The 24,487-nt window shown below is 53.6% G+C and carries 25 protein-coding genes and 1 riboswitch; of the genes, 12 read left to right on the plus strand and 13 right to left on the minus strand.

Translation table 11 applies throughout. The features are described 5' to 3' along the window. Positions 1-79: 79 nt before the first annotated feature. From B880_RS0115030 to B880_RS0115050, 5 genes are all read left to right on the plus strand, one after another. A complete protein-coding gene (locus tag B880_RS0115030; protein ID WP_017348262.1) occupies positions 80-1,174 on the plus strand; it encodes a YncE family protein in 1,095 nt (364 codons plus the stop codon). A 314-nt stretch (positions 1,175-1,488) separates the two neighbouring features. Beyond that, positions 1,489-2,640, plus strand: coding sequence for an efflux RND transporter periplasmic adaptor subunit (locus B880_RS0115035; protein ID WP_017348263.1), 1,152 nt, complete (start codon positions 1,489-1,491; stop codon positions 2,638-2,640). Between the two features lies 1 nt (position 2,641). Next, positions 2,642-5,803, plus strand: coding sequence for an efflux RND transporter permease subunit (locus B880_RS0115040; protein WP_017348264.1), 3,162 nt, complete (start codon positions 2,642-2,644; stop codon positions 5,801-5,803). A 1-nt stretch (position 5,804) separates the two neighbouring features. Beyond that, positions 5,805-7,226 (plus strand): efflux transporter outer membrane subunit, encoded by a 1,422-nt coding sequence (locus B880_RS0115045; RefSeq protein ID WP_017348265.1) that lies wholly within the window; start codon positions 5,805-5,807, stop codon positions 7,224-7,226. A gap of 190 nt (positions 7,227-7,416) precedes the next feature. Then, entirely contained in the window at positions 7,417-8,364 is a 948-nt protein-coding gene (locus B880_RS0115050) for an Rpn family recombination-promoting nuclease/putative transposase (RefSeq protein ID WP_017348266.1), read from the plus strand. Between the two features lie 405 nt (positions 8,365-8,769). Here B880_RS0115050 and B880_RS0115060 read toward each other — a convergent pair whose 3' ends face one another. From B880_RS0115060 to B880_RS0115070, 3 genes are all read right to left on the minus strand, one after another. Further along, positions 8,770-9,252: a heme-degrading domain-containing protein gene (locus B880_RS0115060; RefSeq protein ID WP_017348268.1), complete on the minus strand. Its 483-nt coding sequence runs from the start codon at positions 9,250-9,252 to the stop codon at positions 8,770-8,772. 133 nt (positions 9,253-9,385) lie between these two features. Further along, entirely contained in the window at positions 9,386-9,736 is a 351-nt protein-coding gene (locus B880_RS0115065) for a DUF3147 family protein (RefSeq protein ID WP_017348269.1), read from the minus strand. 18 nt (positions 9,737-9,754) lie between these two features. Then, positions 9,755-10,030, minus strand: coding sequence for a metal/formaldehyde-sensitive transcriptional repressor (locus B880_RS0115070; protein WP_017348270.1), 276 nt, complete (start codon positions 10,028-10,030; stop codon positions 9,755-9,757). Between the two features lie 102 nt (positions 10,031-10,132). On the opposite strand from B880_RS0115070, the gene B880_RS0115075 reads away from it, so the two are divergent. Next, complete coding sequence (locus B880_RS0115075; RefSeq protein ID WP_017348271.1) at positions 10,133-11,221, plus strand: nickel/cobalt efflux protein RcnA; 1,089 nt, start codon at positions 10,133-10,135, stop codon at positions 11,219-11,221. 12 nt (positions 11,222-11,233) lie between these two features. Beyond that, positions 11,234-11,416, plus strand: coding sequence for a DUF1289 domain-containing protein (locus tag B880_RS0115080; protein ID WP_017348272.1), 183 nt, complete (start codon positions 11,234-11,236; stop codon positions 11,414-11,416). Positions 11,417-11,554: 138 nt separating this feature from the next. Here the strand turns inward: B880_RS0115080 and B880_RS0115085 are convergent, their stop codons facing one another. The 4 genes from B880_RS0115085 to B880_RS0115100 form a co-directional block, all read right to left on the minus strand. Then, positions 11,555-12,475 carry an efflux RND transporter periplasmic adaptor subunit gene (locus B880_RS0115085; protein ID WP_017348273.1) on the minus strand — a complete coding sequence of 307 codons (921 nt, stop codon included), beginning with the start codon at positions 12,473-12,475 and terminating at the stop codon, positions 11,555-11,557. Beyond that, complete coding sequence (locus tag B880_RS0115090; RefSeq protein WP_017348274.1) at positions 12,468-12,662, minus strand: DUF1656 domain-containing protein; 195 nt, start codon at positions 12,660-12,662, stop codon at positions 12,468-12,470. Before B880_RS0115090 ends, B880_RS0115085 begins: the two co-directional genes overlap by 8 nt. After that, a complete protein-coding gene (locus B880_RS25100; RefSeq protein ID WP_017348275.1) occupies positions 12,652-14,511 on the minus strand; it encodes an FUSC family protein in 1,860 nt (619 codons plus the stop codon). Before B880_RS25100 ends, B880_RS0115090 begins: the two co-directional genes overlap by 11 nt. 98 nt (positions 14,512-14,609) lie before the next feature. Beyond that, on the minus strand, positions 14,610-15,512 hold the full coding sequence (locus tag B880_RS0115100) for a LysR family transcriptional regulator (RefSeq protein WP_017348276.1): 903 nt from the start codon (positions 15,510-15,512) through the stop codon (positions 14,610-14,612). A 111-nt stretch (positions 15,513-15,623) separates the two neighbouring features. Next, positions 15,624-15,744: riboswitch (TPP riboswitch) on the plus strand. 143 nt (positions 15,745-15,887) lie between these two features. On the opposite strand from B880_RS0115100, the gene B880_RS0115105 reads away from it, so the two are divergent. The 4 genes from B880_RS0115105 to B880_RS0115120 are packed head-to-tail and all read left to right on the plus strand — an operon-like array spanning position 15,888 to position 18,768. Further along, positions 15,888-16,817 carry an FAD-dependent oxidoreductase gene (locus B880_RS0115105; protein WP_017348277.1) on the plus strand — a complete coding sequence of 310 codons (930 nt, stop codon included), beginning with the start codon at positions 15,888-15,890 and terminating at the stop codon, positions 16,815-16,817. Next, complete coding sequence (gene thiS, locus B880_RS0115110) at positions 16,814-17,011, plus strand: sulfur carrier protein ThiS (protein ID WP_017348278.1); 198 nt, start codon at positions 16,814-16,816, stop codon at positions 17,009-17,011. Before B880_RS0115105 ends, thiS begins: the two co-directional genes overlap by 4 nt. Positions 17,012-17,014: 3 nt before the next feature. Continuing rightward, on the plus strand, positions 17,015-17,776 hold the full coding sequence (locus B880_RS0115115; protein ID WP_017348279.1) for a thiazole synthase: 762 nt from the start codon (positions 17,015-17,017) through the stop codon (positions 17,774-17,776). Next, complete coding sequence (locus tag B880_RS0115120; protein ID WP_017348280.1) at positions 17,773-18,768, plus strand: HesA/MoeB/ThiF family protein; 996 nt, start codon at positions 17,773-17,775, stop codon at positions 18,766-18,768. The genes B880_RS0115115 and B880_RS0115120 overlap by 4 nt, the downstream gene beginning before the upstream one ends. A gap of 42 nt (positions 18,769-18,810) precedes the next feature. Here B880_RS0115120 and B880_RS0115125 read toward each other — a convergent pair whose 3' ends face one another. The 4 genes from B880_RS0115125 to B880_RS0115140 form a co-directional block, all read right to left on the minus strand. Then, positions 18,811-19,149: a hypothetical protein gene (locus B880_RS0115125; protein ID WP_017348281.1), complete on the minus strand. Its 339-nt coding sequence runs from the start codon at positions 19,147-19,149 to the stop codon at positions 18,811-18,813. Between the two features lie 74 nt (positions 19,150-19,223). Further along, positions 19,224-20,153 carry an alpha/beta fold hydrolase gene (locus B880_RS0115130; RefSeq protein WP_017348282.1) on the minus strand — a complete coding sequence of 310 codons (930 nt, stop codon included), beginning with the start codon at positions 20,151-20,153 and terminating at the stop codon, positions 19,224-19,226. 54 nt (positions 20,154-20,207) lie between these two features. After that, entirely contained in the window at positions 20,208-20,810 is a 603-nt protein-coding gene (locus B880_RS0115135) for a TetR/AcrR family transcriptional regulator (RefSeq protein WP_017348283.1), read from the minus strand. Between the two features lie 66 nt (positions 20,811-20,876). Beyond that, positions 20,877-21,779: a LysR substrate-binding domain-containing protein gene (locus tag B880_RS0115140; protein WP_017348284.1), complete on the minus strand. Its 903-nt coding sequence runs from the start codon at positions 21,777-21,779 to the stop codon at positions 20,877-20,879. A 108-nt stretch (positions 21,780-21,887) separates the two neighbouring features. On the opposite strand from B880_RS0115140, the gene B880_RS0115145 reads away from it, so the two are divergent. Further along, positions 21,888-22,493 (plus strand): LysE family translocator, encoded by a 606-nt coding sequence (locus B880_RS0115145; RefSeq protein ID WP_017348285.1) that lies wholly within the window; start codon positions 21,888-21,890, stop codon positions 22,491-22,493. Here the strand turns inward: B880_RS0115145 and B880_RS0115150 are convergent. Both B880_RS0115150 and hpxD read right to left on the minus strand, forming a co-directional pair. Continuing rightward, positions 22,490-23,443, minus strand: coding sequence for a PDR/VanB family oxidoreductase (locus B880_RS0115150; protein WP_026042683.1), 954 nt, complete (start codon positions 23,441-23,443; stop codon positions 22,490-22,492). The genes B880_RS0115145 and B880_RS0115150 overlap by 4 nt on opposite strands. A gap of 12 nt (positions 23,444-23,455) precedes the next feature. Next, a complete protein-coding gene (gene hpxD, locus B880_RS0115155) occupies positions 23,456-24,487 on the minus strand; it encodes a molybdenum cofactor-independent xanthine hydroxylase subunit HpxD (protein ID WP_017348287.1) in 1,032 nt (343 codons plus the stop codon).

Raw genomic sequence — 24,487 nt, forward strand, 5'->3', positions numbered from 1 at the left:
GTATGCTTCTCATTCTTTTTGACGTCTGCATCGGTAATTTTGCTGGATGCAAAGACCTCATTATTCAAGGGAGTTCAGCATGAAAGCGTTGTTCAAGCCGCGTCATAGCGCGGCGGCTCTGGCGGTGGTTGCCGCCTTTACTTTGTCAGCCTGCCAGGCACCCGCGCAGAAAACCCAGGCCCCTGCGGTTGTGGCTGCTCCAGCGAAAGCGGCAGACAGTCAGATAACCAAAGCCACTCTGGGCGATGGTCTGTATGAAATGGCGCTCTCCGGCCAGAACAACGCACTGTTCGTTGCCAGCGCGCAGTCATTCAAAGATGTTAACGGTGGGGTGATTTATCGTCTTGATCCCGCCACGCTGAAAATCACCGGAGAAACCCACACCGATCTGAAAAACTTCGGTATGGCGAGCAATCCAGAGGGCAGCGAAGTGTTCGCCACCAATTCACTGGATGGCACTATCTCCAAAATTGATGCGAAGAGCGGTAAAGTCCTACAGCGTCTGGAATTTAGCGAACGCAGCAAAGATGGCGACCACTACGGTGCTCGTGAAATTTTCTGGCATAAAGGCGATCTGTTTATTGGTGGTGTCGGCGACCCAGGCGTGATTTGGGTGGTTGATGCGAAGACCATGAAACTGAAAGCGCGCATCAAAAATGCCGGGAAATGGGTAACCGGGATTATTTATTCCCCAGTGACCGACCGTATTTATGCTGCGAACGGCGGCGGTGAAGTGCTGGTTATCAATCCACACAGCCACAAGATTGAAAAACGCTGGACGCCGGGTGACGGTAAAGAGTACCTGCTGTTGAACCTGGCAGAAGATCCGGCTACGGGTCGCCTGTTTGTGACTGACGATTCTAAAGCGAAAACCACGCTGGTATTCGACGAGCACACTGGAAAAGTGATTAAGCGTATTGAAGGTGATGCCCTGGGTATCAAGTTTAATGCGAAACGCAATGAGATTTATATCAGTCAGCGTGAAAGTCAGAAAGTATTGCAGCTGAATGCCACCACGCTGGCAGTAAAAAATAGCTGGTCGTTTGACACGCACCCAAATAGCCTGCTGCTCTCTGCTGATGGTGAAACGCTGTATGTCACGCTGAAACAGGACTTCAATAAAGACAACACCACAAAAGGCCCTGATAGCGTCGTCCGTATTGCGCTGAAATAAGGGTTATCTGGCGGCAGCTAAGGCTGCCGTTACTGCTTTCGCATATCACTCTCCATTCCCGCCAGGCTGTCCACACTCCAGAAAAATATTCAAGTTAAATATCCAGTAATTTGAATATGGTTTAATTATCAATAAAATTTACAGCGGTTTAAAGAGCCAACTTATAATCATAGACCATGCACAAAAATTAGCGCTGAGAGTGCCGTTTTTTTTACAAAAAAAGCGTCATTTATTTTTCACTTTACTTACATACCGTTTCGCTCGCTATTTGTTACACTGGGAAACTGATTTCATAATATAAAAGGACTGACCTTATGGTTATTCAGCGGCTTATGATTCCCGCGCTGGTTTTGTTGTTAAGTGCTTGCGATAAACCTGCGACGGAATCTGCAACCCCGCCCGCGACGGAAGTCGGTGTGGTTACGCTTAAAGCCCAACCTGTTGGGCTATCCAGTCAGTTAACCGGACGCGTGACCGATTCCATGGTTTCAGATGTTCGCCCTCAGGTTGATGGCATTATTCTCAAGCGTCTTTTTACCGAAGGTGATGAAGTAAAAGCGGGCCAGGTGCTATACCAGATTGATCCGGCCAGTTATCAAGCGACGTACGATCAAGCGGTGGCGCAGTTGAAAAACGCCGTGGCGATTGTCAAAAGCAGCAAACTGAAAGCTGAACGCTACAGTGCATTAGTGAAAGAAAACGGTGTCTCGCGTCAGGATGCTGATGATGCCGATGCCACTTACCAACAAAACCTCGCCTCAGTCGCGCAATATAAAGCCGCGGTTGAAAGTGCGCGTATTAATCTTAACTACACCGCAGTGCGAGCGCCTATTGCTGGCCGCATCGGTATCTCTTCTGTCACGCCTGGCGCACTGGTTTCAGCGGCACAAACGACGGCACTGGCAACCATTCGTGCCCTCGACCCGATCTATGTGGATTTAACCCAGTCCAGCGTGCAACTGCTCAAGCTGCGTAAAGCGCAAACGGCCCAGCATCAGTCAAATGAGATCGTACCCGTGACTGTCACGCTGGAAGATGGCTCAACCTATCAACATCAGGGCAAGCTGGAGTTAGTGGAAGTCTCTGTGGATGAGTCGACCGGTTCTGTGACCCTGCGTGCAGTCTTCCCGAATCCTGAGCATGAATTGCTGCCGGGCATGTATGTGCGTGCTGCTGTCAGTAACGGGACGCGTCAGGACGCGATATTGGCGCCACAGCAGGGCATTACGCGTGATGCTAAAGGTAATGCCACGGCACTGGTAGTAGATAAAGACAATAAAGTTGAGAGTCGTACCGTCGTGACCGACCAGGTGATTGGCAGCAACTGGCTAGTGGATAGCGGGTTGCAGAACGGCGATCGTCTGATTGTCCAGGGCACGGCTAAAGTTCAGGCTGGTATGACGGTGAAGCCGGTAGAAACTGACAGCAGCACCACCAACAATAGCGACGCGAGCGGAGGCAAGTAATATGCTGGCTCAGTTTTTCATACGCCGCCCTGTTTTTGCGTGGGTGATCGCCATTGTGATTATGCTGTTCGGCATAATCAGTATTCAAAGTCTACCGATTGCGCAGTACCCTGACGTCGCGCCACCGCAAATCAGTATTCAGGCCACCTACACCGGTGCCTCAGCGGCAACGCTGGAGAGCAGCGTTACTCAGGTTATTGAACAGCAATTAACCGGATTGGATGGGTTACTCTACTTCTCCTCCAGCAGTACTGCTTCCACCGGGCAGGTCAAGATAACCGTGACGTTCGCCCAGGGAACTGATCCGGATATCGCTCAGGTTCAGGTCCAGAACAAAGTTCAGCAGGCTGAAAGCCGATTGCCAGATGCGGTGACCACACAGGGGGTTACGGTAGAGAAGGCACAAAGTGACTTCTTGTTGATCATGGCGCTGTATGACAAAAGCAACAAAAGTAACTCTGCTGATGTTGCCGACTATCTGGTCAGTAACTTCGAAGATACGCTGGCTCGTGTATCTGGGGTTGGTGGGGTACAGGTGTTTGGTGCAGAGTACGCGATGCGTATCTGGCTGGACCCGGTTAAGCTGGCTGCCTACTCGCTGATGCCTTCGGATGTGGAAACAGCCATTGAAGCGCAAAACACCCAGGTCTCTTCCGGGCAATTAGGTGCCCAACCTGCCAGTAAAGAGCAGCAGTTGGTGGCGACGGTGCAGTCTCGCTCGCGCCTGCAAACGCCAGAACAGTTCCGGAACATTGTGCTGAAAAGTAAAACGGACGGTTCGGTCGTGCATCTCAGCGATGTTGCTCGCGTTGAGATGGGCGCGGAAGACTACAGTGCTGATGTGCTGGCTAATGGTCATCCTGCTTCCGGTATCGCGGTGCAATTGGCTTCTGGCGCGAATGCGCTGACCACAGCGGAGAAAGTGAAAAGTACCGTCGCAGAACTCGAACGCGGTATGCCATCTAACTATGTGGTGGCGTATCCGCTGGACAGTACCGATTTCGTAAAAGTCTCCATTGAAGAAGTCGTAAAAACGCTGGTTGAGGCAATCATTCTCGTGGTTATCGTGATGTTTGTGTTCCTGCAAAATATCCGTACCACGTTAATTCCCGCGATTGCCGTCCCGGTGGTTCTGCTCGGCACGTTTGGCGTACTGGCGGCCTTCGGTTATTCCATCAACACCTTAACCATGTTCGGTATGGTGCTGGCGATAGGGCTGTTGGTGGATGATGCCATCGTGGTGGTGGAGAACGTGGAACGCGTGATGCGAGAGCAACACCTGCTGCCACGGGAAGCCACGGAAAAGTCCATGCGTGAGATCACCGGAGCGTTAGTCGGGATCGCGATGGTGCTGTCGGCGGTATTCCTGCCAATGACCTTCTTTAGCGGTTCGACCGGCGTTATTTATCGCCAGTTCTCCATTACCATTGTCTCTTCTATGGTGCTTTCAGTGATTGTCGCATTGACGCTGACGCCAGCGCTGTGTGCCACCTTGCTCAAGCCACATGACAAAAACAAGAAAGAGGGACGTTTCTTCGCCTGGTTTAACCGCAATTACGAAAAATTGCAGGGCAAATATCACCATCGTGTCGCACACGTGATCCACAGCCGCGCGCGTTATTTATTACTGTATGCCATTGTGTTGGCGACCTGTGCGGTGATTTATATCAAGCTGCCTACTGGCTTCCTGCCAACGGAAGACCAGGGCTACATTATGGTGCAGTACACCCTGGCACCCGGTGCAACGGAAAACCGGACCAATGCGGTGCGTGACCAGATTCAGCACTATTTCGCGACCGAAGAGAAAGATAACGTTAACGTTAGCATGCTGGTTAACGGCTTTAGCTTCGCTGGCAGTGGACAGAATGCCGGTGTCGGGTTCATCGCACTGAAAAACTGGAGCGATCGCAAGGGCAGTGAAAATACCGCAGATGCCATCGCCGGTCGCGCCATGATGAAGCTCTCTTCCATCCGTGACGCACAGGTGTTTGTCCTGTCACCACCCGCCGTTTCCGGTTTGGGGCAGTCTAATGGCTTTACGTTTGAACTTCAGGCGAAAGCGGGCACCAGCCGTGATGAGCTGTTGAAAATGCGTGACCAGCTGATTGCTGAAGCGAACAAAGACAGTGCGATGGCGAACGTGCGTGCCAACACCTTGCCTGACCTGCCTCAGCTGCAGGTGGATATCGATGATGAAAAAGCACAGTCACTGGGGCTTTCAATCAGTAATATCAACAGTACGCTCAGTGCCGCCATTGGCGGAACTTATGTGAATGATTTCACCGATCGCGGTCGTGTGAAAAAAGTGTACATGCAGGGCGATCAGCAGTTCCGTAGCAAGCCAGAAGATATCAATCAGTGGTTTGTCAGTGGAACAGACAGCAGTGGTGACACCGTGATGGCACCGTTCTCAGCGTTCTCAACCTCACACTGGGCGTATGGCGCGGATGCACTGTCACGCTACAACGGTCTGCCTTCCTATGAAATTGAGGGGGAAGCGGGTAATGGGGGAAGCTCAGGGGATGCGATGACAGCCATGGAAAAGCTGGCTGCGAAACTGCCTGCGGGTACCACATACTCGTGGAACGGTCTCTCTTATCAAGAGCGTCTGTCGGGCAATCAGGCCATGTCTCTGTATGGGCTGTCGTTGATTGTGGTGTTCCTCTGTCTGGCTGCACTGTATGAAAGCTGGTCAGTGCCGTTCTCTGTAATGATGGTAGTACCGCTGGGCGTTGTGGGAGCTCTGCTGGCTGTAGCGGTGCGCGGCCTCGAAAACGACGTGTATTTCCAGGTAGCCCTGCTCACCATCATTGGTCTTTCAGCGAAGAATGCCATCTTGATTGTTGAATTTGCTGAAGAAAATTACCGTAAAGGGGAAGGGCTGATTGAGTCGGCCATTCACGCCGCATCCATGCGTTTGCGCCCCATCATCATGACGTCGCTGGCCTTTACCGCCGGGGTTCTGCCACTGGCAATCTCCAGCGGTGCGGGCGCTAACAGCCGCATCGCCATCGGTACAGGTATCATCGGCGGTACGCTTTCTGCGACCGCATTGGCGATTTTCCTGGTGCCGCTGTTCTTTGTGATTGTGCGCCGAGTCTTCCCGTCTGTGCCTTATGGACATGGAAAAGAGACTGATACTGCCGCGCAGGAGGAGAAATAAGATGTCACCACGTTTTCTGATCGCGGTTCTGCCCCTGTTACTTTCGGGCTGTATTTCTCTTGATCCGCACTATGACCGACCAGCATCACCTGTTCCAGGCCAGACGCCGCAGGGCGCAGCCTATACTGCGCTGACACCGGTGCAGAAAGAGGAGTATCGCAATACGAGCTGGCAGCAGTATGTGCTCGATGCCCGCCTGCGCCAGGTGGTGACCATGGCACTGAGCAGCAGTCGTGATCTACGTGAAGCGATTGCCAGCGTGAAATCGGCGCATGCCCAGTATGGGGAAGAGCGCGCTGCTCTGTTCCCAACGGTCAATGCAGAACTCTCTGGCAGCCGTAGTCGCGCACTGACCGGGACGGGTAATCAGACCGCTATTAGCAGCAGTGCCACCGCTGAGGGTAGTGTCAGCTCCTTCGAGTTGGATCTGTTTGGTAAGAACCAGAGTCTGACGCGAGAGCAGTATGAAACTTACCTCAGCACAGCCGAAGCCGCGCGCAGTACGCGACTAACCGTGCTGTACAATACGGTGGATTACTGGCTGGCCCTGGCGGCCGATCGCAGTAATCTGGCGATTGCTAAAGACACGGCAGAGAGCGCTCGTCAGTCGCTGGAAGTGACGCGTAAGCAGTTCGAGCATGGAACGGCCTCGATGGTGGATGTCTCCTCAGCAGATACCACTTACCAGTCGGCCATGTCGGATATCGCCAGCTACACCACCAGCGTAGCGCAGGATAAAAACGCGTTGGATCTGGTGGTCGGACAAATTGTTCCGGATAACCTGTTACCCGAGGGCATTGAGTCTTTGCAGCAGGCATTCGCCAATATTCCAGCCGGGATCTCTTCAGATGTGCTGTTGAATCGTCCAGACGTGTTGGAAGCTGAACATACGCTGAAATCCGCCAACGCCAGCATTGGGGCGGCGCGGGCCAGTTTCTTCCCGACCATTTCACTGACAACCAGCGGCGGCGTGGGAAGCAGCCAGCTCTCATCGCTGTTTAAAAATGGTGCGGGCGTTTGGTCATTTGCGCCCAGTGTGTCGCTACCGATTTTTGCCGGTGGATATAACGTCGCGCAACTGCGTTACACCAAAGCGCAAAAAGAGTATTACGTAGCAGCCTATGAGAAAGCCGTGCAGACGGCATTCCAGGAAGTGGCAGATGCGTTGGCACGTCGCGGCACCATCAACGAGCAACTGATGTGCCAGCAGAACTATGTGGCTTCGGCAGGAAGTTACTACCATCTGGCCGATCTGCGTTATCGTAACGGGATTGATACCTATCTCGATGCGCTGACGGCACAACGCACGTTATATACCGCACGTACCAGCCTGGTCAGTACCCAGCAGGCTTACTACACTAACCTGATAACGCTGTATAAAGTTATGGGGGGCGGTACAGCCCTGGAAACTGAATTGAAATAGCTGTGATGGCGCTCCCGCAACGGGAGCGCCAGTTTCAATTTTTTCATTGAATACTGTTACTTCTCCCGAGCTCTCTTTAATTACCGCACTTTTATGGCCCGAAATACGTTTATTCCAGGCCAGGTCTTGCCGTTATTGGGCTTAAATTTCTCTAGCATTCTGCCGCGTTAACCAACCCAGGGAAAACGTAATGGCAGATGGAATAGCAGTGAATTCCCCTCGAGGAACTTCAACACCTCATGATGCGGTGTTTAAGCAGTTTTTAATGCATCCTGAAACCGCACAGGATTTTATGCAGTTGCACTTACCTGAATCGCTACAGACGATGTGTGATTATTCTACATTAAAGCTGGAATGCGGTAACTTTGTCGAAGAGACGCTTCGTCCTTATTTTAGTGACGTCCTGTATAGCCTGAAAGTCGCGGATCAGGATGCTTATATCTATGTTTTGATTGAACATCAGTCAAGCCCTGATCAACACATGGCCTTTCGGCTGCTTCGTTATGGTATAGCTGCAATGCAGCGGCATCTTGATGCGGGCCATAAGAAGTTGCCGTTAGTGGTTCCAGTACTGTTTTATGCCGGAAAAAGAAGCCCTTACCCGTACACAACTTCATTGCTGGACGTGTTCTACGATCCTAAACAGGCGGAGTATTTCTACAAAAGCCAGTTTATTTTGGTGGATGTCACCGTTATTCCAGATGATGAAATTGTGCATCATCGGCGAATGGCAGCACTGACGCTTATACAAAAGCACATATTTCAGCGCGACCTCTCACCTTTGTTTAAACAATTAAACAAAATCTTAACTGTTGAGGCTATCACACGACAGCAACTAGTTTCTCTGATAAACTACCTGCTTAAAACGGGTGAAACCTTTGATGCTAAAACGTTTGTCGTTGAACTGGCACATAAGCTGCCAAAACACGAGGATGATTTAATGACGATTGCAGAACAACTGGAAGAAATTGGCAGAAAAAGAGGTCTTGAAGAGGGCCGATTAGAGGGCCGATTAGAAATGAAGAGTGAGAGAACGCTCGAACTCGCCGAAAAAATGCTGGCCAACCACATTGATCGTGATGTTGTATTACGCATCACCGGTCTTTCAGAAAGTGAACTGGCTCAAGTCTGCCACTAATCTCAGCGTGACTTGCAGGCTGTGAGTGTATTTCTGGCGTGGTATGAATAAAAAACTGCAGCTTGTGGCTGCAGTTTTGTCTTTCAGGAACCAAATGACACAAAGGTTGCGGCGTAGTAATGGGCTATCCAGGCAACGTAAATCCCCCACACCACAATTCCCCCGATAAGTGCTGCTTTTGCGGTCATCTTCTGCTCTCCTGCGCCTGACACGGTAGACACAGCGTGACAGAGCCACGACAACCCAGCCTTGTCCTGGATCAATAAACTGATGAGCTATTGATGTGTGGAGCTTATCTGTTAACGGTGTAATGTTGCCGCTGCTGGTTCCCTGACCTCGCAGAGTAGCGTGATGTAAATCACCATCACCGCACTAACCAAAGTCGTCAATTTGGATTGAAATCCATTAACCCGCTTGTGACAGCTGTTGCTGGAGTTGCTGAATGCCCCACAGTGCCAGAGCGTGATCGTCTTCTGATGGAAGTCCGCTGACGCTGACAGCACCAAAAACAACGCCATCCTGGTTGATTAGCGGGAAGGAGCCACCGTGATCGGTGTACTGCGCTGGATCCATCCAGTTTTGTTGCTCCATACGCTTGCCGTTTTGTTCATTCACCAGGCCAACGTACATTGAGGCATGGCCCGCAAACAACACTGTGTTTCGTTTTCTTGTTAACCAGAATATATTTTCCGGTGCCGAGCCAGGCAGTGCTGACAGAAACACGGTTTGTCCAAAGGCGTAAACTTCAATGGCAACCGGGTATTTTTTCGCGCTGGCTTGCTGCTGAATTGCCTGTCCAATGGTCCATGCGAGGCTAAAATCAAAGCGGGGCAGCCGGGCTTCCCGTTCTTGTTGAATGATCTGTTCTGCGGAAGGGATCGCGCTCATCTTTCGGTCCTTTTTGAAATTTATTTTCCATTTAAAGATAACAATAAAAATTATCTTTCGCATCGGATCTGCGCACCGGAAAGCTGCGCCGGATCACATTCCGCAATGTTTATCCGGCACAGGATGTGATCCACTACATCAACTCAATGCCAAAACGGCGCAGGAACAGCGCCCAGAGAGCAAACAGCACAATCGTCATTGCGCAGCAGGCCAGTAATGTCAGCCAAAAACCCAACCGCTGATAGAGAAACGGGAAGGCGACGAACATCGGTAAGGTAGGCACGACATACCAGAAGGTGTACCAGGCATGGTTGGCAATTTTGGCCTGGCTCTGACCTTCCAGTTTCATCCAGATTAAAACCAGCACAGTGACGAGGGGCAGTGCGGCGATCAAACCCCCTAACCGGTCGCTGCGCTTTGCTAACTCAGAGATCAGTACCACCATAGCCGCCGTGATGGCGTATTTGCTGATTATCCAGAGCATGTGTTTTCCGTAATGACCTCATTTGAGGTAGGAGCGGATGACCGCCACGATATCTTCCATATCCTGAGCACGATCCTCGGCAGATGCCGACTCATTCATCAGATGTTCCCGAATGTGGCCTTCAAGTAATTCGCTCATCAGGCCATTCACCGCCCCTCGGACGGCAGCCACCTGCTGCAGTACTTTCAAACAGTCTTCGCCTGATTCCAGCGCCGCTTCAAGTGAGGTTGCCTGGCCTTTAATGCGCCGAACGCGGGTTAACAGGCTCTTTTGGTGTTTAAGCGTATGCGCCATAACTTCTCCGTTGATCAATACCTATACTGGGGTATAGTATGCGTGTTTTCATTTTACGGCACTGCAATGCCGTCTTCAACTTATCACGACACGGATCTTTTTATGACAGATTTTACTGCTCTGCTCAGTCAGGGGGTCACCAGTGCCTGGTTGTTTATTCCCAGCGCAGTGTTGCTTGGCGCTCTGCATGGGCTGGAGCCGGGGCATTCAAAAACGATGATGGCTGCTTTCATTGTGGCTATCCGCGGCTCGGTAAAACAGGCCGTGCTGTTGGGTCTTGCCGCAACAGTGTCGCACACCATGGTGGTGTGGCTGGTTGCGTTGGGGGGAATGACGATCAGCCGTCATTTCACCGCGCAGGCTGCGGAACCCTGGCTCCAGACGATCTCTGGCGTCATTATTCTGGTTACTGCAATCTGGATGGGGTGGAGAACCTGGTCTGAGGCAAGTCAATGGCACAATGGTCGGGAGCACCATCAACATGATGAGAGCCTGCTGATTGATACCGGACATGGAAAAGTGCAACTGGCTATTGATGAGTCCGCCGGACCTGCGCATTGGGTCTTCACGCCAGTTTCCGGACACCACTGGCAGGCAGAAAGCATTCAGTTAGAAACCCGGAGACCTGATGGCAGCAGTCAGCAGTTTGCTTTTCGTGTTGATGCCGATCAGATCAGGTCCAGGGATGTTATTTCCGAGCCGCATGAATTCAACGTCGCCCTGATGCTGGGACATGGGGATCATCAACATCGCTACGATCTGCATTTTCATGAACATCATCATTCAGAGTTGGCAGGTCTGGAACAGGGATCGGCAGAGTATCAGGATGCGCATGAACGCGCTCATGCTGATGATATTCGCCGTCGTTTCGACGGCCGTGAGGTCACCAACGGGCAGATCTTACTGTTTGGTCTCACGGGCGGTTTAATCCCTTGTCCGGCAGCGATTACCGTACTGCTGCTCTGTATTCAGGTTAAACAGTTCAGCCTCGGGGCAGCTTTAGTGATCTGTTTTAGCGTCGGCCTGGCGTTAACGCTGGTCACGGTGGGTGTGGGCGCTGCACTAAGTGTGCGCCACGTCAGCCGCCGCTGGAGTGGGTTTGAACAACTGGCGCGCAGAGCACCCTATTTATCCAGTGGATTAATCGCTCTGATGGGTCTGTATATGAGCTGGCACGGCGGTTTAATTTAAAAGGAGTCAAAGATGGCGGTAAAGTCCCCCTGTACGGATTTATGCCTGTTTGAGGGTAAAACCGGCTGGTGCCGAGGCTGCGGCCGTACGCGCAAAGAAGCACAAGAGTGGCGCAAAATGTCACCTTATCATCGCCAGACCATCGAGCGCGCGCTGGCGGCACGCATCAAAGTGGTGAGTAAAACGGAAGCGTAACTTGATACCCATCAGGCAGCACTGCGTATATCAAAACTACGCAGTGCTATCTGATTGTTACAACAGGATTTCAGCCTGAAATCGCCAAAATTTCCCTTGCCCGTCCTCAATGAAAGAACTCGATGTCGGCAGGGATAATTAATTCAGCTTTTGTATTAATGCCAGTAGGCTGCCGTGGGGTTGCCCTGGTGTCTGGATCGCAATACTACTGCTCATTCCTGCCACCAGAACCACGGTTGGCGGGACATGATCAATCGCGATATGCACCGGGATGCGCTGAGCCAATCGTACCCAGGTAAAGTTCGGTTCAACGCTGGCAAGGCCCAGTGATCCTGACTGCTCGTTTTGGTCGGTGATGCCGCGCCCAATGCTCACGACATGGCCGAGCAGAGGTTGTTGATAACCCATCAGTCGGATTTCAGCGCGATCGCCAATGTGAATGCCGTGCAGACGCGTCTCTTCAAAATAGCCTGTGATCCAGAAACTGTGGGCATCGACCAAAGCCACATTGGCTTCGCCTGCCACGGCGTAATCTCCCGGCTGTAGACGTAAATGGGTGACGTAGCCATCAACAGTCGCACGCTGCGTGGTGCGCTGCAGATTCAGCCTGGCAGTATCAAGCGTCACCCGCGCCTGCTGCACGGCTGCCTGAGCGAGTGTCAGAGCGGCATCAGCTTGCTGTACTTCCTCGACGGCCATGAGATTTTTCATCTGACGGCGACGTTGTGCTTCTGCTGCTTTTTGCTGCAACGTGGCGCGCGCTGCCATCAGTTCGCTCTCCGCCTGAGCGACTGCCAGGCTAAAGCGCTCGGCGTCGATTTGATAGAGCACATCGCCGCGATGCACATATTGGTTATCTACAACATTGATGCGAGCAACCGGGCCTGAAACATCAGGTGCACTTTGCACGACCTGAACACTCACCCGGCCATCGCGGGTCCAGGGGGCCAGCATATAGACTTGCCACAGCTGTATCACTAGCGCTACCGCCAGCGCAGCGCACAGCAGCGTAAAAATGACTTTAACCCACGGTTTAATAAAGGAAAAGCGATCAAACATACAACACCATCAACGCCAAAAGTGAAAGGGAAAGGGAAAACTCAAACAGCCCGGGATGCCAGATGCGCGCCAGCACACCACTGCGCACCAGCAGCCAGCGCAAGAGCAAAAATAGCGGCATTGTGAATAAGACATAAACAAACAGCGGGGGAAGCAATGCACCTGCCACCGCGACTTCACTTAGCATTTTTATCTCCTTGATCATTCAGTAATTTCGCCAGCAGATTGAGTTGTGCGATCAACGCGTGGTCATGGGGGTTATCCTGACGACGGATGAACCATGCCGCATGACGTAGCGGTTGTGCGGCCCGCACTGGCTGGTGATGCCTTTGTCGCATCCGCTTTAATGCCCGTTGGAGGGTAATGCTGTGGCGATGGCCATCCCGGATATGCTGCTGTAATTGCAGGATCAGCTGCTGCTGTTGCAGTAGCGGTAGGCTACCGTCCACAGGATGACTGACAGCTGGATGCGCGCGAGTCATCGCGGCCAGTAACGCTAGGCGATGCTGTTGACGCCAGAGACGACGTGGCGAATGACCAGGCTGCGCAGCGGCTGCCTGTATCGTTCGTAGCAATCGCGCCAGTTGACGTGAACCGTTAGGCGGCCACAGCACGCGAAAGCTGAGCAGGGTAAAACAACTTGCCAGCAGCCAGGCGACGGACTGATTCAGGAAGTCGTTACCATCAAACTGCATCGGATTGCCCGCCGCGACTAGCGTATTGAATCCCACCAGATAGCCGAGTCCGGCCAACATATTGCGGGGTTGGGTAGTCGCTAAAATACCCGGCGTCCAGAAGAGCCCAAGCACCAGCAGCAGTAGCGGCAGACCATGAATGCCGGGAAGGATAGCGAAAGCACACACCGCAGCCAGAGGGATCGCATACAGCGTTCCTTTCAGAAAGCCTTTTGCCCCAATGGCGGGCGCGGGCGAAAGTGCCAGCAATGAACAGTAAGGTGCCAGGATCAACAGCATGGTATCGCCATTGCTCCAGCCACTGAGTAACCACACCGCACCCCCACAAAATAGTGTTAATGCGGCACGGCTCCCGTTAATCATCGCCATTCTGCTATCACGGTGAAAACTGATTGTCGGCACGATTTTGTGACGCTGTAACTTTTTGTCGTGTGCCAGACAGCATAAAGCCTGATAGCAAGCGTATGACTGTGCATCCTGATGTTGATCCCGGCCTGGTTTTAACCGATGCAGGGCTGACATCAGGCCATGATTTCCCTGACAGATTAACTGATAGATTTGCGTCCAGTCGTGCGCCTTGCTTGCCGGAGCCGTCAGTGCCGCCGACAGAGAGGAGACCCAGTAGCGTAAGGCCTTTGCCCTGGCTGCGAGTACTGCAGATTCGGCTTTGCCTACCGCGAGGAGGTCATCTAAAGCGTAGAGATCTGCCAGCAAATGGCGACGGCGAGTCGAAAAGTCCTCAGCGGAGGAGAGGCTGATCGCCTCAAAACACGCTTGTGTCAGATGGGCTAGCTGCTTGTCCACCTTCGCAGTAATGCTACGCCGGCTGAATAAGGCGGTGACAATGCCGAGAGAAACCACGCCAACCACCACGGTTGAACCGCGTGCGATCACTTGCTCAAAGGTTAACTCGGGATGCTGCAACGCACCGTAAGTGGCCAGACCCACGGTATATCCGGCGATCACCATGCCAGAGGCGCGGAAGTGCCGCAGTAGGGTCATTCCAGCGACGGAAAAACCCAGCCACAGGCTGAAGCCAGTTAAAAAGAGCCAGGGTTGTTGGGCAAAAAATGCCAACAGCAACACCGACACGACCATGCCCAAAAGTGTGCCGAGAATACGCCAGCTGCCTTTACCGATAACCGCGCCCTGAACAGGATTGATCACCAACAGTACGGTAGAGGCGGCTGACCACGGGGATTCGAGTTGTAGCTGATAGGCTGTCACCAACGCCAGCCAGGCAGCCAGCAGCGATCGGAATAAGTAGGTGCTGTGTGCCGTGGTGATATCCAGTGCGCTGAGCCGTCGCACCAGACGTAGGGATAAGGGGGTATCGCTCATATTGCTGTCTCTAAAGTGTGTGCAGCGGTACTTTAGGCAGCGTTACCCATGATGAAAAGTGACATGATTGGAATTGATGATTGCGTTAAACGCACGCCTCAATCGATATTGCATAAACTGTGGATGGTGCGTCTGAGCCACTGGTGTGCCGGGTCCTGCTGAAAACGGGGGTGCCAGGCTTGCGTAAACAGCACCGTTTGCAGCGCAATCGGCAGTTGAAACAAGCGAATACGTAAACCTGCGGCCTGGGCATGACGGGCGAGATGTTCAGGCAGCGGCAGCAGCAGGTCTGAATCCTGCAAAGCAAATAGCGCGGTGAAGGGCGTGGAGACGACGAGAGCGACTTTGCGCTGCAAGCCTGCTTCCGCTAATGCATCGTCAATGGGGCCGGAGAATTTTCCGCGCCTGGACACGCCAATGTGTTCCCAGTGGGTGAGGCTTTCCATGCTAATGGGATTATCGAAGATGGGATGACCTTCGCGGGCAATGCCGACAAATGAACTGGTAAACAGGGGTTGAACGCGGATTTCCGCGCCCAGGGGGCGTGAAGCGCTGATGTACAAATCAACATTTCCCCGACGGAGTACGTCACCATCGACATTATCTTCTTCGGCGGAAAAATAGAGTGATGCCAGCGGCATCTCCAGCGCCATTTTCTCCAGCAGGCGGCCGGAATAGAGCCCGACAAAAACATCATTCGCCCGCACGTTAAAACGGCGTGCCAGTAAGCTCACATCAATCGCGCTGTCCGGGGTCAGCAAGTGTTTCACCTGACTCACTGCCAGTCTGACTTCTTCGCGTAGCGCTAATGCGCGTGGTGTTGGCACCAGTTTTCGGCCTGCGGGCACCAAAATGGGATCTTTCAGGGTTTCCCTGATTCGGCCCAACGTGCGACTCATCGCCGCCGGGCTGAGATTCATTTTACGAGCGGCACCGACCACGCTACCTTCCTCAAGTAAGATATCCAGCGCGATAAGTAAATTCAGGTCAGGCATTTTCATAGGGCTATATTCTTTGCGTTTTGCACAATGCCGCAGAGTATACCCTGTGTTCAACACAGGGTAGGGTTTGCGGGAAAATTCTTGACGGCGCAGCACCGCTTACACTACAACTAGGGGCGTCAGGGGAGTCTCGCCCAAGAGACTGAGAGGCTGGTAGCGCATCTGCGCGGTTCAGCGACCCTTAGAACCTGACCCAGTTGATACTGGCGGAGGAAGACAGGCATTTTGCGCCGTTTGTGCTGCTGCACGCGCCTCCACGCCATGCCACTTCTCTCGCTTATTCCACGATGTATCACGGGTCTCACCGCTGTTTTATCATGAGGCCACAGTGAAAAATTCCCGACATTTTCAGACGTTACAGCCAGAGGTGTTGCCATGAGCCACTGGTCAATTTTGGGCAATGGCGTAAGCGCGCTTTGCGTCGCCACGTTGTTGGCCGAACGCGGAGAAAAGCTGGAAGTGATCACCAGCGACCATCAGCCCGCGTCCTGGTGTGCAGGTGGCATGCTGGCCCCCTGGTGCGAAGCGGAAAGCGCGCCTGAAGAAGTGATTGTGTGGGGGCAGCACAGTGCCGCCTGGTGGGCGGACCGGATCCCCGGTGTGCAACATCAGGGAACGCTGGTAGTGGCTCCACCCCGAGATGCGCGCGAGCTAGACCGCTTTGCTGCTATGACGCGTGAGCATCAGTGGGTTGATCCAGAAACGCTGGAGCCTGCACTGGAAAAACGCTTCAGTCGCGGGCTGTTCTTTGCGGGTGAAGCCCATCTTGATCCTCGTATTGCTCTGACTACGCTACGTGAACAACTGATTGTTTCAGGCGTGAACTTTCACAGCGGACCTGCTACCGGCAGGGTGATTGACTGCCGGGGTATTCATGCCCGTCAGGCCCAGCCGGAATTGCGCGCGGTGCGCGGTGAAATGATTATCCTCCAGTCCAGTGAAGTGTCCTTCTCCCGTCCTGTTCGCCTGTTGCATCCCCGTTTCCCCTGTTATCTGGTCCCGCGAGAAGGGGGACGATTCATGCTGGGAGCGACCATGGTCGAAAGTGATGACAACAGTGTTATCAGTGCGCGCGCGATGATGGAGTTACTGAGTGCGGCGTATACCTTACATCCCGCATTGGCAGAGGCGCGGGTGATTGAAAGCAACACTGGCCTACGACCGGCTTATCGCTGCAACCTGCCGCAGGTACGCTATGAAGATGGCGTCTTCCATGTGAATGGCATGTATCGCCACGGTTTTTTGTTAGCGCCAATCATGGCTGAACAATTGATGCAAAAATTATCCCAGGAGAATCTGGCGTGAAAATTGAACTGAATGGGCAACCGGTAGAAACCGGCGCAATGACGCTCGCGGCGTTATTACTGGAGCAAAATATTGATGCCAGCTGTGTTGCCAGCGCGGTGAACGGCGAGTTTGTCCCACGCAGCCGTTACGCAGATTTTGCGCTGGCTGAGGGGCAGCAGTTGGAAGTGCTGTCGCCGATGCAGGGAGGTTGAACCATGTTCTACGATTATCAGCCTCAGTCGCGTCTGTTGCTTGGTACTGCCGGTTATCCTTCACCTGCGGTGTTACAGCTGGCGGTGGAGGCCTCCGGGTCAGATATCATCACCGTCAGCTTACGGCGTGAAGGTGAAGGTGGCGGGGCATTTCGCCAACTGCTTACGCAGCTTAATAAACGGGTGCTACCCAACACCGCAGGCTGCCACACCGTCAAAGACGCGGTGACGACGGCGCATATGGCGCGAGAGGTATTTAACACGCGTTGGATCAAATTAGAGGTGATTGGTCATGCCGATACGCTGCAACCCGACCCGTTCGCGCTGGTCGAAGCCGCACGTATTCTGTGTCGCGAAGATTTCCAGGTGTTCCCCTACACCACAGAAGATTTGATCCTGGGGGAAAAACTGCTGGAAGCTGGCTGTGAAGTGTTGATGCCGTGGGGCGCACCCATCGGTTCCGGTCAGGGATTACGTAACATCGAAGGCCTGCGCACCATGAGAAACTGGTTTAAGCATGTGCCGCTGATTATAGATGCGGGCATTGGCGCACCCAGCCAGGCCGCACAGGCAATGGAAATGGGATTTGATGCGATTCTGCTTAACACCGCAGTCGCAAAAGCGCGCGATCCGGTCGCCATGGCGACGGCCTTTGGTCAGGCGGTTCAGGCGGGGTTGACTGCACATGAAGCGGGATTGATGGAACGCCGTGATATGGCTGCGGCTTCAACGCCGCTATTCGGCCTGGCGGAGTTTGGGTCATGAGTCACGCACGCTATCAGCGTCAGGTGATGCTGGAAGAAGTCGGCGATGTCGGTCAGCAAAAGCTGGCACAAGCAAGGATATTGATTGTCGGTGCGGGTGGTCTCGGATCGTCTCTGATACCTCTGCTCGCGGGTGCCGGAGTGGGTTTTATTCGTCTCTACGATAACGATGTCGTCGAAGAGCATAATTTACACCGGCAAACCTTGTTCACCATGGCAGATATCGGCCAGCCAAAAGCGCTCTGCGCACAACGCGCGGTGGCAGAGAGGAATCCTGACGTGGTGGTTGAAGCGGTGATCAAACCACTGCTGCCGGGCAATGTGGCGGAGGCACTGGGAGATATCGATCTCGCACTGGACGCCGCGGATAATTTTGCGGTGACCTATCCGTTATCGGATGCCTGTCAGGCGTTGGATATCCCCTTGATAAGTGCTTCGGTACTGGGTCGCCAAGGCTACGTGGGGGGATTTTGCGGCAGTGCACCTGGCTATCGGGCACTGTTCCCGCGCCTGCCTGCCGCTGCCGCCAACTGCAATACCGCCGGTGTTATGGGACCGGCTGTCGCCACGCTGGGTGCGATGCAGGCACAAATGGCGCTCAGCGTGCTGCTGGAGCACCAGCCTTCTCCGCTGGGCACTCTGATTAACTGTGACTTCGCTAACTGGCATTTCCGTAAATTCCGCTTTGATCAGGCAGAAGAACCGTTGGAACCCGGCGTGCCATTTATTGACAGTTCGATGCTGATGGAGGGCGATTGCATTGTTGAGTTGCGCAGTGAACAGGAAGCGCCACAAAGTATTCAGGCGCACGTTTTACGTATTCTGCCGCAAGATTTGGCTGGGTGGCAACCGCCCCACGACAGGAGAATTGTCTTCGTGTGTGCCAGCGGGATTCGTGCGGCACAAGCTGCAATGACACTGGAAAGAAGAGGCTTTAGCCAGCTTGCCATCGTGGCGGCGAATCGCCTTGATAGCGTCTGCGGCATTGAGTGACAACGTCACGCCGCAGAGGTGATCGCGGCGCGACGTGACAGATTATCGATCCAGCTGCTGGTGCATTAATTGCTGGCAAGCTGGATTATCGTTTTTGGCCGTCAGTTGTTGTTCAGGGGTAAGCTTCGACCAACTGTTCACCACCTTCTTGCCCAACGATGGGATGAAGTGAATCTTTTGCAGTGCATAGTCTGAGTTCCCGCCCTCAATCACCGTGTGCATATCTTTAAGAAACAGCGAGCTGTCGTCGTGGTGAATCGCACAAAACACCGAAACGTAATAAGCCTCATCCTCTTTGCTGTAGTGCGGAACCAGCCACCAGGCTACCAGTGCAGCAGCAGCCAACAGAGCAGCAGTGAGCGTCATTTTACGCTTTGTCATGAAAATACCTGATTGAAATAGAAGAAACGCGCCACAGAGTAGCGCAAAAATGCCTGCAAAAGATCAATCAATCTTTAATGAAGTCCATCGCTGCTACAAATACCGGCGAAAAAACCGTCCAGCGCAGCAGACAAAGCTTCAGGCTGCTCTTCCGGGATGTAATGGCCACACTGGGAGAGCTTGATGCCTTCCACCTGCGTAGCGTACTGACGCAGCGGGGTCGCCATGTCAGGAATAGACCCCTGATCGGCACTCACAGCCAATAGCGGAACGGTCAGTTTGCCTTGCGCAATCCATTTCCGGTTTTGGCTGGCAGAGAGTGAGGCTGCACGGTAATAGGCTAACCCGGCCCGCAACCCGCCTGGGCGGACTAAAGTACGCAGGTATTCATCGATGACCGCCGGGGTGAAGATATCTGCGCGTGCCGTTTTACGTTGCAGGAACCATTCCAGATATTGCCTTTCTCGCCCCGCTAACAGCATTTCAGGTAAGTCTGCCAGAGTATGAAAGGCAAAGTGCCAGGTCTTCCATGCGCGATCGGGTGTGACCGGCAGCTGATCGGGCAACGTCACACCGGGTATCCCCGCATCCAGCAAAGCCAGCCCATGAAGTTCTTCACCAAAGCGCAGCGCATAGGGGAAAGCCACCCACGAGCCGACATCATGCGCGGCCAGAAAATAGCGTGAGACGGCAAGCTGTCTCAGCAACCCGTGCAAGGTATCCCCTAAAGCCTCGGTATCATAACCTTGCAGCGGACAGTCAGAATCCCCTTGTCCCGGCAGATCAGGCGCGATGATGAAATATCTGGCGGCTAAACGTGCCATCACGTCACGCCATGCAAACCAGCTTTGCGGAAAACCGGCCAGCAAGACCAGCGTTTCTCCTGCGGGATTGCCACCCGCGACATAGTGGAGACGAACGCCATCAACGACAGCATAGTGGTGATAAAAATCGGCTAATCCTGCAACAACGTGTTGTGTTGTTGGAACGGAATGATGGTGCATAGTAACCTCGTATTTTATATAGGAAATGATGGTTTCCTAAATAGGGAAAAATTTTTAATCCAGCATCTTCAGGATCAGCGCCAGGCTCTGTTCTTCATGTTGCAGATTGCTGTTCTTAGCCATTACGCGCATACCAAATAACACACAGAGCAGCATTTCTGCACCCGCTTGGGCATTGATATCGGGATTGACTGAGCCGTCTTGTTGTCCCTGTTCAATCAGTTGCACCAGCCGGGTGCGGTTGCCAAGCACGACTTCACGCACGCGTTGCGCCAATGGCTCCTCTAACAGGTTTTGCTCCACGGTGCTATTTACCACCATGCAGCCGAGGCGGCCTTGTAAGTCACGTGAGGAGTCGAAGTAAAATTGCAGGAGCTGTTTGATCGCGCTGCGTCCGTCAGGCTGATTTTCCAGGGCGTGTCGCAAAGCCTGGTGGCGTAGCTGGAGATAACGCTCAAAGACCTGCAAGAATAGTCCGTGCTTATCGCCAAAGGCTTTGTAGATGCTTCCCGCGGTTAACTGCATGGCAGCACTGAGATCAGTGATGGAAGCGCCGTGAAATCCCTGGCGACGAAACACCAGCATGGCGTCGTCTAATGCCTGATTGAGATCAAACTCACGTGGCCGTCCACGTTCACGTCGCGGGGTAAGAGACATTGCAAGTGCCATTTAGGAAGTGATTGTTACCTAAATGGTGCCTGAGAATATCGGCGTTGGAAAGCGTTATATTTTTTCCGGGAGAAGTGTCACACCCGAAGTGGGCAATAGCGGCACACGTTGCTGTAAAAACGCGTTCAGACGTTGAACGTTGGCTGAGCGCGTGGAGCGCTGCGACCACACCAGATAATAGCTGTCTCCGGTTGCTACAGCCTGCGGCCAGGGAGTGACTAACTGCCCGGACTCAAGCGCCGACTGACTCAACAGCAGATCGCCCACGGTAATACCGTGACCACTGATGGCGGCCATATTGCCCTGTTCAAGGGTATCAAACACCTTACCCTGGTTAAGGCGTTGCGAACCTGTCATACCGCTGCGTTGTAACCAACGCCGCCAGTCACGCCGATCGGGAGAGGGATGGATAACATCGTAATTCTGTCCTGTTAGCGGGAAATCAGGCGCGCAGAGGGGAATCAACCACTCATCAAACAGCCGCTGTGCGTGGGTTTCTGCACCAAACTGCCCATCGCCCAACAAAATGGCGCAGTCAAAAGGCTCACGATGAAAATCGATACTGTCCTTGTCCATCCATACGCTGGTTAACTGCACGCGAAAGCTTGATTCAAACTCATTAAAGGATTGAAGCGCCGGTAATAACCAACGCATGGTTAACGTGGAAGGGGCTTTCAGTCGCAGTTCGCCGTTTTGTTGCCGGAAATGCGCACAGGCACGTTCCAGTTGTTCAAATCCAGCGGCCAGTTCAGCCGCCAGTGCGCGCCCCGCGTCGCTCAAAACCACGCGCGGCCCGTGGCGATGGAATAACGTACAGTTGAACCACTCTTCCAGGGTGCGGACGTGGCGGCTTATTGCCCCTGGCGTAAGGTGCAGCAGTTGTGCTGCCTGGCTAAACGAACCCAGGCGGGCGGCGGCATCAAAAGCCCGTAGGGCGTACAGCGGAGGCAAAGACATAAACCATCATCCATTGTGAGTATTAATCACATTGAACGTCAGTTTTTTACGTTTTGCAATCCCAGCCGAATCGCCAATACTTCGTGGCCTTATTCGGGAGAAACATGCATGAACATCGCTCTGTTATTGGCTTACCTCACCGCTACGCTGCTGTTGCTGCTAACGCCAGGGCCGGTGGTGGCGCTGGTTACCGGCACTGCATTAGCACAAGGTCCGCGCCGTGCATTCGCCACCGCCATTGGCACGAATATGGCCTCACTGGTGTTGATTGCCCTGGCGGCGCTGACTTTAGCTGGCGTGGTAGCGCTTGAAGGGCGTTGGCTGGCTGTGTTGGGAACAGCAGGATCGTTGTATATCGGCTCTATGGCGTGGTCGGCATTACGCAGTGCGCCAGATGCCACCGGCTTGCAACCGGGATTACGGGGCGGCTGGTTACGCGGGTTTCTCACCGCGATTGCAAATCCGAAAGATATTCTGTTTTTTGCCGCCTTTTTCCCACAGTTCATCGCGATTACGCCAGATCTGACACGCAGTCTGATCTGGCTCACGGTGGTGTGGCTGGTGGTGGATCTGGGCGTCCTTTCACTGCTGATTTTACTGGTACGGCGTTGGCTGCCAGGACGTCGCAGCCCATTACTGGCGCGGATCAGTGCGCTGTTCCTGCTGCTGATTGCCGTGGCAGGCGTGATATACAACCTGCGCGAATTATTTTAAAGGTCAATCACCAGTTCCGGTGAATGACTCCGTGAGCAGCAGAGTGCGATCATCTGCTGTGATGCGCATTTTTCCGCCTCGCTCTGCACGGTGTCGCGATGATCGGCCTCTCCCTGCTTCACTGGGGTCAGGCAGGCCCCGCAGAGACCCATCTCGCAGGAGAGCGGCACGGCAACGCCCTGAGCTTGCAATACCTGAGCGATGGTGCTGTCCGCAGGCACCGGCCAGCGCTGTCCCGTGGATGTCAGCGTCACGTGAAACACATTATCCCCTGGTGCCGCAGCCACGGAGGGCACTGGCGCAAAGGCTTCACTGCAAATTTGTTCCGGCTGCCATCCATATGCCATAGCGATCTCCTGCATACGCGCCATAAAGCCAGCCGGGCCACACAGGTAAATCCGGGCGAGTGGCTGTGGATGCATCAGTGATTCCACACTGTGTTGTCGTGGGCTAAAGCCTTCACTACTACACCAGAAAGTGCAGTCGTGCTGGTATAACGCCTCGGCAAAAGCAATATCCTGGCGTTCCCGGACGTAATAGTGCAATTCACACGGTTGCCCGTTTGCACGCAGTTGGTCGGCCATCGCATACAGTGGCGTAATCCCAATACCGGCCGCCAGTAAAATCGTTTTGGGTGTTTCTAACAGGGGAAACAGGTTGCGTGGCGGTGAAATGCTCAGCTCATCACCGGGGCGCAGTTTTTCATGAATAAAGCGTGAGCCGCCGCGAGACGCTGACTCTTTGGCGACACAAATCATATAGGTTTGCGCATCACGCGCGCTGCCGGTTAAAGAGTATTGCCGCACCATACCATTGCCAAGGTGCACATCGATGTGCGCACCGGGAGTCCAGGCCGGCAAGGGAACTCCATCAATAGAAGCGAGTGTGACGGCGAGGTTGTGCCGTCCCTGGCACCACATTCCCTCGACTCTGACGCGTAATGTCTGCATGTTTCACCTCCGTTAAACGAGGAAAAATTCGCCGAAGCCCATTTTTTTCAGACCACGTCGATAAGCAATCGAACTGCGGTCTGCCGGAATATGGGCTTCGAGGGTCAGATCCAACGGCAGCCGTTCTGGGCGCTGTGTTTCTACCATCAAACGATCTTCTTCAAACACTTTGTGATTGAAAGCATGGACGTCTTCTACCGGCACATGCAGATCGAAATTGCGCGCCAGCGGAGCAAACATACGGGTCTTTCTGGCGGACACCGGTGATGCCGCATTCATGATCACCAGGCGAGCGGTTCCAGGGAAATGGATGGTCAGCGTCGCGGTAAACGGTAAGTGCATTTCAAAATGGCGTAACCATTCGAACCCTTCAGGAGCCTGATGCTCTGAGCTGGCGGGATAGTTGCCCACGCTACTCCAGTAATCCACCACAAAACCCGTGGGTGTCTCGACGGCGTTATAGGGCGGAACTTCCTGATTATCCGGATCGGCGAAGGTTTCAGTATGAATCCACGCAAAGTGTGCGACATCGAGAAAACCTTCAACCTGGCGACCGGCAAAACCGTCTACGTCAAACGGTGGGCAGTTAATCTGCTGAAAACCCTCATCGACCCAGTGCGGCATTTGCGGCAACGGGGCGGGTGATTCTGCATCAGGTGCCATACAGACCCACACCAGGCCAAAGCGCTCCTCAACCGCATAGGTGATCAGGTTCAGCTTGGCGGGTATCGGCTGATTGGGGCTGGAAGGGATGCGATTGCAGCGGCCATCGTCACCGAAGCGCAGGCCGTGATAAGGACAGATTACGCCCTCTTCATCGTGGAATCCCAGCGTTAAAGGCACACCACGATGGGGGCAGACATCCCGGGCTACAACCACCTTGCCATGGATCCGATAAACCACTAACTGTTCGTCCAGCAGCACGGCTTTGGTTGGCTGCGGCCCAACATCGCAAGAGCGGGCGACCGGATGCCACTGCTGGGCCAGACGCAGCCAATCGTCTGGTTCGAATGTGCAATGGGCTGGAGGGGCAAGTGTTGTCAT

This window comes from Pantoea sp. A4 (assembly GCF_000295955.2).
Taxonomy (GTDB): domain Bacteria; phylum Pseudomonadota; class Gammaproteobacteria; order Enterobacterales; family Enterobacteriaceae; genus Pantoea; species Pantoea multigeneris.